The sequence below is a fragment of the Spirosoma liriopis genome, assembly GCF_023196085.1.
GTDB lineage: Bacteria > Bacteroidota > Bacteroidia > Cytophagales > Spirosomataceae > Spirosoma > Spirosoma oryzicola.
This window is the reverse complement of record NZ_JALPRF010000001.1, coordinates 1,145,646-1,160,246: the sequence shown is the minus strand read 5'-3', so window position 1 is coordinate 1,160,246 and position 14,601 is coordinate 1,145,646. Positions and strand designations below refer to the sequence as shown.

The following is a 14,601-nucleotide window of genomic DNA, read 5'->3' as shown; positions in this document are numbered from 1 at the left end:
AGCTGGCAAAGCAGGGAATTACTCGCTGTAACATCATTCATCTTTAATTCTGTCCGTAAAATTATTTACGAATGAATAAATTAAAATAGTTAAAAAATATGTTATATAGATGCAATATCATTAGATTTACTCGTAGTAGTAAGTGCTTAACCGTAACTTTAATTTTGCTTATGAATGCTTTGACTGGGTTCACTCAGCCCAAGAGCGCGCATAAAGCTGCGCTTAATCCTCCCGCAACTCCATTATTAACCATTGACCCGTATACGAGTATATGGTCGTTCGGTGATCAGCTTAATGGGGATGCTACCCGCCACTGGACAGGGCAACCTCAACAACTAAACGGACTGATCCGGGTTGACGGACGAACGTTTCGATTCATGGGAAATCCGTCGTTCACGGGTGAGACCATTGTTCCCTCGGCGCAACGGCAAACTTATCAGGCCCGTTACCTAACCAATAAACCCGCTTCCGATAGCTGGACTACGCTCGACTTCGACGATAGCCAATGGAATGTCGGCGAAGGTACGTTTGGTAGTCGAAACGGTGACCATACTCCGTGGTCAACACCGGATATTTATGTTCGGCGTATTGTTACGTTGGATCGTGTGCCCGACGGCCCGCTCCTGGTCGATGCGATTCAGAACGACAATTACGAGCTATTTATCAATGGTGAGCGGATGACAAAAGTAAGCGGTGTTTCGGCGAATTACCGGCTGACCCCTACGAATCGAAAAGCCTCTGACGTGTTACGTAAGGGACAGAACGTCATTGCGTTTCACAGCCAGAACATGTCAGGACCGGGTTTCGTCGATCTTGGCCTAGTGGAAGAACGGGTACTAAATTACAAACCAGCAACGCAGACGGGTCGCCGGATGACAGCGACGCAGTCGGAATACACGTTTGTGGCTGCGGGTGTCGAACTGACGGTTACATTTATGGCTCCGTTGCTGATGACTAATCTGGATGTATTGTCGAGACCCGTGCAGTATGTCAGCTACCGCGTACGGTCTACCGACGGCAAAACCCATGATGTACAATTGTATTCGGATGCCTCAGCTGAATTGGCTGTTAACTCGCCGGATCAGCTAGTGACCTGGCGACGTGGTCGCGCGGGGCGGCTCGATTACATGCGGGTTGGTACCGCCGAGCAGAAAGTGCTGGGTCGAAAAGGTGATGATGTTCGTATCGACTGGGGACACTTGTACATCGCGTCGCCCATTGAGCCAGGTACGAGTCGGCGGATTGGGTCGTTAGCGAGTGCTTTAAATCAGTTTGAACGCGAAGGACGGGTGACGGATTTGCACGAACGAATGCCTCGTCTGGTAAGCGATAGCCTGCCCGTGTTGGCAACAAGCATGGAGCTCGGCACAATCGGCAACAAGGCAGTCGAACGGCACTTACTTGTCGGCTACGATGATATTAAATCCGTTGAATACTTCGGGCAACCACTCAATGCGTGGTGGCGTCGCTACGGAAACATGTCTATGGAACGGGCGCTGGAGGATGCCGATGCAGACTATGCCAAAGTAAAAATTCAATGCGACACATTCGATAAGCAACTTTATACCGACGCGCTCAAAGCGGGTGGAACGACGTATGCCGAATTGTGTGTGCTGGGTTATCGGCAGGCAATTGCAGCGCATAAGCTGGTAGCTGGTTCTAACGGTGAAGCGTTCTTTTTCTCGAAAGAGAATTTCTCGAATGGCTCAATCGGCACTGTGGATGTAACGTACCCATCGGCTCCGCTCTTTTTGCTGTACAATCCGCTGTTGCTGAAAGGAATGATGGAACCCATCTTTCAGTATTCGGAGAGCGGAAAATGGAACAAGCCTTTTGCGGCTCACGACGTGGGAACGTATCCGCTGGCCAACGGCCAAACCTACGGTGAAGATATGCCCGTTGAGGAGTGTGGTAACATGCTGATTCTAACGGCGGCTATCGCTGCGGTTGAAGGAAATGCGAACTATGCCAAGCAGCACTGGGCAACGCTAACAACCTGGACCGATTACCTAATCAAAGAAGGGTTTGATCCGGCTAATCAGCTGTGTACCGATGACTTTGCCGGACACATTGCCCGCAACGCAAACCTGTCGGTAAAGGCAATTATGGGCATTGCCAGTTACGGCTATTTAGCGGGGCGGCTAGGCGACAAGCTTCGGGAAAAGGAATACATCGACATCGCTCGTGATCTGGCCCGAAAGTGGATGAAACTTGCCGACGACGGTGATCAATACACGTTGACGTTCGAAAACAAAGGAACCTGGAGTCAGAAGTACAATCTGGTTTGGGATAAGCTGCTCAAACTGGAGATTTTCCCAAAAGAAGTAGCGCAGAAAGAGATTGCGTACTACCTGACCAAACAGCAGCCTTTTGGTTTACCACTCGATAGCCGCAAGACATACACAAAATCGGACTGGATTATCTGGACGGCAACTTTGGCGGATCGTCCGGCTGATTTTAACGCGTTAATTGCGCCTGTGCTGCGTTTTGCGAACGAAAGCCCCGACCGGATTCCGCTGAGCGACTGGCACGAGACTACCGATGGCAAGCACGTTGGTTTTCGGGCGCGATCAGTTGTCGGCGGTTACTACATCAAGATGCTGGAACAGAAATTAAAATAAAAGGCAACGGCTTTTCTCACCGATGCAGGCGAATCAGGGAGAACCCTTATTGACTTACATCGGTGAGAAAGTAAACCATAAGCTGCTTACTAGCGCAACCATTAATAGCGCTGCAATTGGTCAGACTCAAACACGTGTTTACCGACTAATCCCTCTTGCGTATTGGTTAGCATGGCATTGGCTACTTTAGCCGCTTCGACTCCCTTGTATTTTGCCGGAATAAGTGGGTTGAATAACCGCATAGCTCCTTCCGCCAGCCGTTCGCCAAAGCGCGTTTCGCTTCGATTGCCGAGCAGAAGCGAAGGCCGAAAAATCAATAGCGTTGGGTAATTCAATGCGGTAAGGTCCCGTTCAACCTCTCCCTTGACGCGATTGTAAAAAAACGTTGAGTTAGTATCAGCTCCCATTGACGTAACAATGGCCAACTGTTGAGCGCCATTTGCCAGACCTGATTGGGCAACGTCCAATGAATACTGGTAGTCTACTTTACGAAAAGCGTCTTTTGAGCCCGCTTTTTTCATCGTTGTACCGAGACAGCAAAAAATATCGTCGGCTTGCGTAAGGAGTCCGTTCGGGTGGTCAAAATCGAAGACGACCTCCTGCAATCGGGGGTGCTGCCAGCCGAGTGACTTCCGAACCAGGACTTTTACTTTTTCATAGAAAGGGGAATCGATCAAACGGTGGGTAAGCAAATTGCCGATAAGCCCGGTGGCACCAAGTACTATGGCTGTTTTGGGAGTAGGTGCTATCATGTCAAAGAGGATATTTTTGCTAAATTAGTCGCGCTTTAAGCAGATGTAGATACTTACTGCTGAAATCTATTCTATGCACCACACCTTTTATCGAACAAGTAGTATTCTTGCGCTAGTCGCTATTGTCGCACTAGCGGCCTTTCGTTTTGCTAATAACGATGATTTTGTCAACGAAGTACTGGCCAAGTTTCAGGCTTACAATCTGCAACGACCCGTTGAAAAGGTCTATCTGCACACCGACCGGGACACGTATCTGACCGGAGAGACGATCTGGATGAAAGGCTATGTGTTTAACGGAAATACGCACACTGCCGACACCATCAGTAAAGTACTTTATGTAGACCTGATTGACCCTACCGCTCGCCGTGTTCGGCAGCGCCTGCAACTCCGGTCTAGCAGCAGTTACGCGCCCGGTCAGCTCTTACTGCCGGATTCGCTGGCTTCGGGAACGTACATGGTGCAAGCGTATACGAACTACATGCGCAACTTTCCGGAAACGTATTACTTCAGAAAAACGCTGACCATTCTAAAAGCCGATGGCTCAACCGCTTCGACAGCCAGCAAATCGGCTTCTCCCGACCGACTCGACGTACAGTTTTTGCCCGAAGGGGGCCAACTGGTCGAGGGGCTGGAAAGCCGGGTGGCGTTCAAGGCACTAGAGGCATCGGGCCGTGGCTTACCCGTAGAAGGATTTGTCCTCAATACTCGTAAAGACACGATCACGGGACTGGCCAGTACGCAGCTTGGTGTAGGCTTTTTTACGCTGAATCCCGAAGCTGGTCAGACGTATACGGCCTTTGTTAAACGTCTTGGTAGCGGGCAGTTTACCGCATATCCATTGCCTGACGTACAAAAGGAGGGTGTCGTGATGCAGGTCGATAACATAAGTAACAAAGACAATATCCGGGTTTATCTGCGGCACAACAAAGCTATAACGGATCCTCCTGCTACGATGACACTTTTTGCGCAGACGCGTGGTCAGGTTGTGCAGGTCGCTAAAGTGCCCTTAGCCAAAAGAGGTGCGTTGGTGCAGTTACCCAAGGCCGAATTTCCGCAGGGAATCGCCCAACTGACATTATTTGATGAAACCAGTAAACCAATCTGTGAGCGGCTAATATTCGTCAACAAAAATGAGCAGATCAATATTACGCTATCGCCAAACAAAACATCGTACAAAAATCGTGAAAAGGTAGAGCTGAGTATTTCTACCACAGGCAGCGATGGCAAGCCGGTTGCGGCAAACCTATCGCTGGCAGCCGTTGACGCTCGGTTGGCTCCGGAGATCGACTCAAATAGCGCCAGCATTGTATCGCATCTGTTGCTTTCGTCGGATTTGACAGGAACGATTGAGCAACCCAGTTACTATTTCAATCCAAAAAACGAAGATCGCTGGCGGCAGTTGGATCTGCTGCTGATGACTCAGGGCTGGCGACGTTTCGTCTGGGCCGACGTGCTGGCCGGTACTATTCCTCCGGTCAAATACCCGATTGAGCAGGGCTTGTCATTAACGGGACGCGTGGTTCGTCCGAATCAGAAAGATATTGGCGGTAAAGTGAAATTGACCTTTGTACTATCCCGACGCGATAGCACGCGCGATTTTCTGACGGGTGATACGGATGAGTCAGGATATTTCGGTGCTTACGATCTCGATTTTACCGATACCACTACGGTACTAATCCAGGGTGTAAAAGGAAAAGCTAATCGCGATTTGGCAATATCGCTTGATCAACTATTGACCCCGACGGTTACCATCACGCGCGTACCTTACAATCCATTTGAGTTCAGACGCGACGAATTGGGTGAATTTATCAAACGCACTCGGGAGTATCAGGAGATTGAAGAGCAAATCCGGCGAAACCGGGAGGTATTGCTTCAGTCGGTGACCGTGAAAGCCAAAAAGTTCAAAGAGCGAGACTCACGGGTCATTTACGGTACGCCGGATGCAAGTGTTAAGTTTGATCCGATGAATACCGCTGGTCGAATAACGATCCTCGACGTGATTCAGGGGCGTATTGCGGGTGTACAGGTAATGGGCTCTGGCCTGAGCGCGCGGGTTCAAATACGGGGAGCGGCTAATTTCGGTGGGGCGGTTGAACCGCTCTTTGTGCTGGACGGCATGCCGGTAGACATGCAAACCGCCATCAATATTCCCGTCAATGACGTTGACCAGGTGGATGTTCTGAAAGGAGCGTCGGCCAGTATTTATGGGTCACGGGGAGGGGGCGGAGTCATTTCCATTTTAACCAAGCGGGGGTCGCCAAACTACGATCTGGCGAAGGAAGCTGCGCCCGGAACGTTGGTTGCTAAACTACCCGGATACGCGCCCGTTCGTGCGTTCTACTCACCGCGTTACGACGACCAAAGTAAGAAAACGGAACAGGAAAAGCTGAATGCTGCCCGACCCGATTATCGAACTACGCTATTCTGGTCTCCGCTCATCCAAACGAACGCGGAAGGCAAGGCAACCGTATCTTTCTTTACCTCCGATGCCAAAACGAATCTTCGGTTACGAGCCGAAGGGGCAACGATAAGTGGTATGCCGGGCATGGCGCAACATAGAATCCAGGTAGACTAACTATCTGAACGCTGAAAAAGCCGTATGCCATATCTTGGAGATATGGCATACGGCTTTTTCAGCGTTCAGCGTAATTGATAAACTTTACACAGCGCCCAGAATCTTCATATTGATCGGGTCCCAGCTAATCGCTTTCTTTTGCGCAAAGCTCATGTTGCCGCACTGTGTCGGACCACAGGCACGCAGACCGAAGGTAGCATCTTCGACGTTCGGTGCTCCTGTCCGAATCGAGTTGAAGAAATTCGCAAAGTGCTCGTAACGGTCTCCCTTGTAATCTTTGGGGAATGAATACTTAAATTCTTTCGGACCTTCCAATTCCGGACGGGAAGGATACATTTTCGCGTATTCCTTAACGAACAACTCTTTCTGATCTTTCGGGAAGTTATCGATAGACATACCCGGCGCTTTCGGGAATTTATTGCGGTGAACTGTCAGGCTGTCAAAACCAAGCGACAGGTCTCCTTCCGTGCCGACAATCCGAACCAGGTAATTACCACCCCCGCCATCAACGAAATTTGAGCGAGTCGTAAGGTTAAACTCGGGATGTTCCGCCGTTTTCGGATAATCGTAGATACTTAACTGAATGTCCGGCACATCGCGACCATCTTTCCAATAGCGCGTACCTCCGCTCGAATACACGCGGGTTGGTCCTTTCGAGCCCGTGATGCAATGTAGCGAGGTTAGCAGGTGGACGTACAGATCACCCGCAATGCCGGTGCCATAGTCTTGGTAATTCCGCCACCGGAAAAAACGGAGCGGGTCCCAGGGGCGTTTGGGCGCGCTACCAAGGTACGTATCCCAGTCAACGGTCTGGGGCGACGCATCGGGGGGGATAGAATATTGCCAGGCACCCATTGCGCTGTGTCGGTCGTAGATGGCTTCGGCAAAAACTAGTTCACCAATGTCACCCGCTTTCATCAGTTCACGGGCTTTGGCAATCAGCAGTGAACTGGCGAACTGGCTGCCGACCTGAAACACTTTACCGGTTTCTTTGGCCACTTTAATGAGCGTATGCCCATCTTCGAATTTTTGCACCATTGGCTTTTCGCAATACACGTGCTTGCCTTTGCGCATGGCGTCGGTCGATATTTTTTCGTGCCAGTGGTCGGTGGTACCGTTGATGATAGCGTCAACGTCTTTACGCTCTAGTATTTCCCGGTAGTCCTTGGTAACGGGTAACTGTTCACCCCAAAGTTCGCGGGCCCGACGAAGACGACCATCGTACAGATCGCAGGCTGCAACCATTTCGATACCATCGACCATCAGCGCCGTTTGCGTATCGCCAATGCCCATGCCGCCCGTACCAACGAGGGCAATTCGGATTTTGTCATTAGCCGCTGTGCTGGAGTGGCTTTTTATCAGGTCGAGGTATTGAGGGATAGGAGTCGCGTTGGGCTTCGCCAAGGCAACGGGAGAAGCGGCAGCGGCTGTACCGGCAATACCGAGGGTCTTCAGAAAAGATCGGCGGGAACTTTGCCCATTTGTCTCCGATGAAACCGCCCGTTTGTCGTTTTTCATGCTAAAATAGATTGAGGATTTATGAAGGGTAAAACGAAGATTACGCTGACAACCAGCATCAATCCTGTTGAATGAATCGTCTGTAAAAATAAACGAAGTCTCGATTAATTTTTTAAATAATTTAATAATTAAAAAACTCGCCAAAAACACCTTGTTCACGTGGCTATACTCCGTCACTTTCGTAATCTTGCTCTTATTCCTACAAAACCCGATTATTCAATGAAATCATTCATACTGACTTATTTGATAGCAACGGCGCTTGGTCAGAGCCTGGCGCAGCCGACTCCTTACCCGACTATCGGGCAGATTGTACGGCTCGACCCTCGACTTGATAAACTACTACCAAAAGATGCCCGGATTGAAGTACTGGCCAGCGGCTTTATGTGGACGGAAGGACCCGTCTGGGTAAGAAATGGAAAGGCTGCCGGTGGTAATTTTTTGTTATTTTCCGATGTACCGCAGAATACGATTTATAAATGGACCGAAAAAGAAGGGGTCACACCCTTTCTAAAACCATCGGGCTATACAGGTTTAGGCGTTTACGGCGATGAACCTGGTTCCAATGGACTAACCGTTGATGCGAACGGGCGGCTCATCGCCTGTGAACACGGTGACCGGCGCGTAACGGCCATGCCACTGGATGGAGTCGGCGGGAAGCGTACCCTGGCTGACAATTTTAACGGTAAACGCTTCAACAGCCCTAATGATGTTGTCGCGCATTCGAACGGGAGTTATTATTTCACCGATCCGCCGTACGGAATGCCTAAAAAAGAAAACGATCCCAGTCGCGAAATAAACGAGTTTGGTGTGTACCGGATTGGTCAGCAGGGAGCGGTGTCGATGGTCGTTAGCGATCTGACCCGGCCCAACGGTATTGCGTTGTCGCCGGATGAAAAAACGCTATATGTAGCTCAGTCAGATCCAGAACGGCCCGTTATTATGGCTTACCCCCTGCAAGCCGATGGCTCCGTTGGTAAGGGGCGGGTTGTGTTTGGTGCTGACGGGTTAAAAAAGCAAGGGTTGTCGGGCGGTTTCGACGGAATGAAAGTGGATCGCGACGGAAATATCTGGACTACCGGGCCGGGTGGCGTATTGGTTCTTTCTCCTGCGGGTGAGTTTCTGGGGCATATCAAAATTGGTGGGGCCACGGCCAACTGTGCCTGGGGCGACGATGGTTCAACGCTCTATATAACAGCGGATATGTACCTCTGCCGAGTAAAAACGTCCGCCAAAGGATGGTAAGATTTATGGATGAAATAGGAATGATAAAGGATGCTAAAATGACTTAGTTTACTTCAACGTTTATCATGCATAGTTCGTGATTAAAGCACTAACTTTGTATAGAGTACGTAGCTTGAAGTAAGTATATATTCTCATGTTGGAGAATCGTAAGTATGTCATTATCGGCGTTTTCTGTCTTGTCGCACTGACGTATCTGGCCCGATTGTTTTATTTGCAGGTCCTTGACGATACCTACTCGCTGGGAGCGTCGAAGAATTCGATTAAGCGAGTCATCGAAATACCCTATCGCGGGCAGATTTATGACCGCAACAACAAACTGATCGTTTACAATACTCCTGTTTACGATCTGTACGTAACGCCCAAGCAGGTGCGTATTCCGGATACGGTAGCGTTTTGCCGAATGATGGACATTACTCGTTCTGACTTTGACAGTATTATGGGGCTGGCGAAGATTTACTCCCCGGTTAAACCATCGCTGTTCTTGCGTCAGCTGTCCAAGGAAGATTTTGCCCGGATTCAGGACGCGTTGGTGGATTACCGTGGTTTTGAACCTGTGATTAGCTCTATGCGAACTTACCCTGCGCATACGATGGCTAACGCGTTGGGATACGTCAGCGAAATCAGCAAAAAGAAACTCGAAGAACAGGATATTCCGTATTACCGGCAGGGCGATTATATCGGTAACAACGGTTTGGAAGAACAGTACGAAGAGCAATTGCGGGGCAAACGGGGCGTCAAATTTATGATGCAGAACGTGCGTGGGGTGAACAAAGGGTCCTGGAAGAACGGGGCTTTCGACACGCTCGCCGTTGCCGGGCAGAACCTCATTACGGGCATCGATGTAGAGGTACAGGGGTACGCCGACAGCCTGATGCAAAATAAAGTGGGAGCGGTGTTAGCCGTAGAGCCATCGACAGGGGAAATTCTGGTTTCGGTTTCAGCGCCGACTTACGACCCGAATCTCTTGTCGAGCCGTTATTTTTCAAAGAATTACCGCGCCTTAGTCAAGAATCCGTACAAGCCGCTGATCAATCGGCCTATCATGTCCAGCTACCGACCGGGATCGACGTTTAAGCTTATTCAGGCGCTGGTTGCTCAGCAACAGGGATCGCTTTTTCCAAATACGGTTTACGGTCATGCTGGATCGCCGATGCGGTGTCACTGCCGGGGTGGTAACAACTTGCGCGGAGCCGTGCAAAACTCCTGTAATCCTTACTTCTACTACGTCTTCCGGAAGTTTTTGTATTTCAACGGCGAAAGCAACGTATTCAAAGCGTCGGCAATAGGCTTGCAGCAGTGGCACGATATGGTCGAAAAGTTTGGTATCGGCTCTCGGCTAGGCGTTGATCTACCAAGCGAACGCAAAGGAAATCTACCCACGCCTGAGTACTATGACAAGGCGTACCGGGGTGCGTTGCGGTGGAAGTTCTCGAACGTTTACTCGCTGAGTATTGGTGAAGGTGAGTTATTGATCAGCCCGCTCAAACTGGTCAACCTGGCGGCAACAATTGCCAACCGGGGTTGGTACATTACCCCGCATTACATTAAAGGTTTCGAAAAGGCGGGGGCTGGTGTACCCAGTGAATACCACGAACGCCATGAAACCGGTATTGACTACAAATATTACCTGCCCGTTATTGACGGAATGCGCGGAGCGGTTGCCAATGGTACCGTGACTCCGCTGGCGAATATTGCCGGGATTGATCTTTGCGGAAAAACGGGCACGTCGCAGAACGCGAAGTTCGGCCACAAGTTCGATCACTCGATTTTTATCGGGTTCGCCCCCATGAATGACCCTAAAATTGCGGTGGCTGTTTTTGTCGAAAATGCCGGATGGGGTGGTAAGGCAGCAGCATCCGTAGCGGCTTTGGTTGCTGAACGATATCTGAAACGGATAACCGAAGCAAAAAAACTCGAAGCGCAGGTGCTGGCCTCCAATTATTTGCCACCCGCCAACTTTCTGCTAACGCCGAAAAAACCGGCCCCTTCGAAAAAGGATACTGTACAGAAGGAACCCAAGCCAGTACCGTCTAAACCATTCATGACCTTTACAAAGCCAAGGTCAACAACGGCCACAGCGACGGTGAGTGGCTATTAAATAAACGTTCGCTTTTCGAGTTTATAGAATAGCGTTAGCTGCTTCTTCTTTATAAAGTCAATAGATAAACAATACCCAAAAGTGTCTCGTAATAACGATCTATTTACTCAGGACATCGACTGGCTAACCTTAGTGCTGTACCTAGGCTGCGTCACTATGGGATGGCTCAATGTGTACGCTGCCGTTTACAGTCCTGAGGATCACACCAGTCTTTTCGATATGACGACCAATGCCGGTAAGCAGATGATGTGGATCTGTACCACGGTCATTCTGATTATCTGTATCATGGTTGTCAACCATAAGTTCTTTGATTCGTTCGCGTACTTGTTTTACGCGTTTATGATTCTGATGCTACTGCTGGTATTGGTGGCAGGAGCCAACATCAAAGGGTCACACTCCTGGATTAAGTTTGGCGCATTTCAGATCCAGCCCGCCGAATTTGCCAAGATGGCTACAGGGCTAGCACTGGCGAAATACCTGGACAATCCGGGGGTTAGTCTGACCAAACGGAAAGACCTGATGTACATCGCTGGCATTATCGTGCTGCCCTGTATTTTGATTCTGGCTTCCAACGAAACGGGTTCTACACTGGTCTTCGCTTCCTTCGCGATCATGCTTTACCGCGAAGGACTACCCGGCTGGATTCCAGCGATGGGTATTACGGCTGTGGCTTTGTTTGTACTGGCGCTCATCTTTCCTAAACTGTACATTTTTGCCGGAATCGTAGTGCTGCTGCTGCTTATTATTGCGCTGATGCCGCGTTATAACCGGACCATAAGCAACTTCATTTCAATGGGAATTGTCGGCGCTGTTATGATGGTGTTCGTGACGGGCGTGGATTTTTTTGTGAATAACGTTTTGCAAAAACACCAGCGAAACCGCATTAAAGTATTGGTCGATCCAACCATTGACCCATTGGGTGTTGGCTGGAACGTGACGCAGGCCAAGATTGCCATTGGTTCGGGACGACTTCAGGGCAAAGGGTTTTTAGAGGGTACGCAGACAAAATTTGACTTTGTACCCGAACAAAGTACTGATTTTATTTTCTGTACCATTGGCGAAGAACATGGCTTTATTGGCAGCGCCGTCGTTATTGCCTTGTTTGTTGGCTTGTTGTCGCGCATCGTGATTCTGGCCGAGAAGCAGCGCAGCAAATTTGCCCGCGTTTATGGCTACTGCGTGGCTGGAATCATCTTTTTTCACGTCCTGGTCAATATTGGAATGACCATTGGTTTAATGCCTGTGATCGGAATCCCGCTTCCGTTTTTTAGCTATGGAGGCTCATCGCTGTGGTCGTTCTCTATTCTGCTGTTTATCTTCCTCAAGCTCGATTCTCGCCGGACGGCATTGACACGACGTTGATTCTGACGAGGTTTGTCTAACGAAACAACAGCGGAGCGTACTCGTGCAGATACTGCCGCCAGTTGATCCAGGTGTGACCGCCATCCGTTTCTTTGTACTGGTATTTGATGTTGTGTTTGTCGAGGAGAGCCAGCGTTTTCTTGTTGGCATCCATCACAAAATCGTCTTTGCCAATTTCGACCCAGAATAGCTTTTTGCCTTTGTTAAATGCCGGGTCCTGCAATGCCTTGGCGTATTTGGTTTCGGCTTCATCGATCGTTGCACCGAAAAACCCTGAGCTGAATACGCCAACGTAATCAAACAGTTCCGGGTGGCTCAGCGTGACATCCAGCGTTTGAAAACCGCCCATCGACAGCCCTGCTATAGCCCGATTTTCGCGGTTGTTCAGCGTGCGGTAGGTTTTCTCAACCTGAGGCATCACCTCTTTCAATAGTTCATCGGCGAACAAAGCCCGCATGGCTGACATGGACTGAGCCAGGTCACCACCTGTCTTGTTGTTCATGGGCATACTGCCATTAGGCATCACCACGATCATAGGTTTAGCTTTGCCGGAAGCCAGCAAATTATCGAGAATAAAACCCGCACGCCCGATGGAATTCCAGCCGGAGTCGTCGTCACCTCCGCCATGCAGTAGGTAGAAAACGGGATATTTTGTCGCGCCTTTTTCGTAACCAGGTGGTGTGTAGACGTGCATCCGACGCATCATTCCCAGCGATTTCGACGGGTACCATACTTCACGGACTTCACCATGCGGCACAGACTGATTGTCTTCGAATGCGGTGGCATCACCGGGTACGGTCATTACATTTTCGAGACTACTGATACCTTGTTTGATAACCGGATTTTTGGGATCTATCGTCCGAACGCCATCAACCGTTAGGGTGTAGGTGTAATAATCCGGTTTGAGCGGCCCAACGAGAACGGACCAGACGCCCTGCTCATTTTTAGCAAGGCTAAGCGGTTTCGCTGGCGACAGAAAATCGCCGGATACTGTTACCTCGCTTGCCTTAGGTGCATAGATGCTCAAGGCAATACGTTTGTCGTTGAGTACGCGGGGTGATTGAAGCGTATCGTTCGGAGTCGGCTGCCGTTGCGGCATTTGAGCCATTACCGGCAAACTCAACGCCAGCGTTAGCAGTCCGCAGGCAGGTACGCGTAGTTGAAAAGGGAGGTTCATACAGGTACAGGGAGAAAGTAGGCGTCAGACAGAAACTTCATAACAGAAAGATGAAATAAAGAACGCTTTACTCAAAAAGTATCATCGGAAACCAAAACCAAACTCTGTTAACAGCAAAACCCTCACGAACTCATTCGAAAACGGGTCCGTGAGGGCTATCTAAAGGCTAACGTCTTTCGGCGTATTCCACCAATCAGGCCAGCACCTTCGTTAAATTTTGATAGCTGATCTGAATGTTCTCGATACCGGGTGCCATATCCTGTTCAACGAAAATGTATTTAAGTCCGGCAATACCAGCTGCGGCAAAAATGCGTTTGAAATCAACCACACCATTCCCGACTTCCGTGATCGTTTTTAGATCCGACTTGATGTCCTTGATGTGCCAAAGCGGAAAACGACCCGGTTGCCCTTTAAACAACGCCACGGGATCTTTACCCGCTTTGGTTGCCCAGGCCAGATCAAGTTCCATCTTGACGAGATCTTTATCCGTCTGAGAAAGAATTAGTTCGTACGGTGTCTTCCCGCCCTCAACGGGATCGAACTCGGTAGCGTGGTTGTGGTAGGCGAAGCCAATACCTGCTTTCTTGGCTGCTTCGCCCGTTTTTTGAAACACCTCGATTGACTTGTTGATTTCATCCAGCGTTGCGACGGGCGTACTGGCGCAGACCAGATAGCTCAGTTCCCCTTCGGCGGCATCGTCAACCAATTGCTGGTAGTTGTCCCGCAGGTTCAGCATGGTTGGCATTGGCCCATTGCCAAATGGATTGCGAGCGGGTGGCGCTCCTCCACCCGCAGCGGTCGTACTGGCCGGTGGAATGGGGCGCGGACGAAACGGTGCTCCACCCGCGTGGTGAGCCCGCCATTTCATGCCCATACCCTCAACCAGTGCTTTAAATTCTTTGACCGAATAGCCGTAGTATTTTCCGCGCATGCTGAAAGCAGATTCGACTTCTTTATAGCCTGTAGCCGCCACTTTTTCCAGTGTGCTTTTCGGGTCGTCATTCATCTGCTTGAACAGGGTGAACAGCTGGATACCAATGGGGCGGGAGAGAGTCGGATGAATAAGCTGTTCCGCTTTCGTAAGCTGAGGCAGGGCTAGGCCTCCCAAGGTCAACAGGCTGGCCTGTTTCAAAAAATCTCTACGGTTTCTCATGGAGCTAAACGGGTATAATGAGTGCTGCTGCAATGGGCTATTATACAGAAAGAAAAAGCCCGATGAAACTAATCATCGGGCGAAAAATAATTGGGGAAATAAT

Annotated in this window: 9 protein-coding genes; 5 read left to right on the top strand and 4 right to left on the bottom strand. The window is 49.8% G+C overall.

Annotated elements, in window-relative coordinates:
- The first annotated feature begins 170 nt into the window (after window positions 1-170).
- Window positions 171-2,621, top strand: a complete 2,451-nt coding sequence (locus M0L20_RS04840; protein ID WP_248475944.1) for a glutaminase family protein — start codon at window positions 171-173, stop codon at window positions 2,619-2,621.
- Window positions 2,622-2,722: 101 nt separating this feature from the next.
- Here the strand turns inward: M0L20_RS04840 and M0L20_RS04835 are convergent, their stop codons facing one another.
- On the bottom strand, window positions 2,723-3,373 hold the full coding sequence (locus M0L20_RS04835) for an oxidoreductase (RefSeq protein WP_248475943.1): 651 nt from the start codon (window positions 3,371-3,373) through the stop codon (window positions 2,723-2,725).
- Window positions 3,374-3,446: 73 nt separating this feature from the next.
- On the opposite strand from M0L20_RS04835, the gene M0L20_RS04830 reads away from it, so the two are divergent.
- Window positions 3,447-5,948: a TonB-dependent receptor plug domain-containing protein gene (locus M0L20_RS04830; RefSeq protein ID WP_248475942.1), complete on the top strand. Its 2,502-nt coding sequence runs from the start codon at window positions 3,447-3,449 to the stop codon at window positions 5,946-5,948.
- Between the two features lie 84 nt (window positions 5,949-6,032).
- Here M0L20_RS04830 and M0L20_RS04825 read toward each other — a convergent pair whose 3' ends face one another.
- Entirely contained in the window at window positions 6,033-7,466 is a 1,434-nt protein-coding gene (locus tag M0L20_RS04825; RefSeq protein ID WP_248475941.1) for a Gfo/Idh/MocA family protein, read from the bottom strand.
- Window positions 7,467-7,685: 219 nt separating this feature from the next.
- Here M0L20_RS04825 and M0L20_RS04820 point away from each other — a divergent pair, with 219 nt between their 5' ends.
- The 3 genes from M0L20_RS04820 to rodA all read left to right on the top strand — a co-directional run bounded on the left by M0L20_RS04820 (window position 7,686) and on the right by rodA (window position 12,168).
- Window positions 7,686-8,708, top strand: coding sequence for an SMP-30/gluconolactonase/LRE family protein (locus M0L20_RS04820; protein ID WP_248475940.1), 1,023 nt, complete (start codon window positions 7,686-7,688; stop codon window positions 8,706-8,708).
- 133 nt (window positions 8,709-8,841) lie between these two features.
- Window positions 8,842-10,806: a penicillin-binding transpeptidase domain-containing protein gene (locus tag M0L20_RS04815; protein WP_248475939.1), complete on the top strand. Its 1,965-nt coding sequence runs from the start codon at window positions 8,842-8,844 to the stop codon at window positions 10,804-10,806.
- Between the two features lie 81 nt (window positions 10,807-10,887).
- Window positions 10,888-12,168, top strand: a complete 1,281-nt coding sequence (gene rodA, locus M0L20_RS04810; RefSeq protein ID WP_232559723.1) for a rod shape-determining protein RodA — start codon at window positions 10,888-10,890, stop codon at window positions 12,166-12,168.
- 16 nt (window positions 12,169-12,184) lie between these two features.
- Here the strand turns inward: rodA and M0L20_RS04805 are convergent, their stop codons facing one another.
- Window positions 12,185-13,345, bottom strand: coding sequence for an esterase (locus M0L20_RS04805; protein ID WP_248475938.1), 1,161 nt, complete (start codon window positions 13,343-13,345; stop codon window positions 12,185-12,187).
- Window positions 13,346-13,538: 193 nt separating this feature from the next.
- The gene (locus M0L20_RS04800; RefSeq protein WP_248475937.1) at window positions 13,539-14,498 is read right to left on the bottom strand and encodes a sugar phosphate isomerase/epimerase family protein; all 960 of its coding nucleotides are present in this window, start codon (window positions 14,496-14,498) and stop codon (window positions 13,539-13,541) included.
- Window positions 14,499-14,601 lie beyond the last annotated feature (103 nt).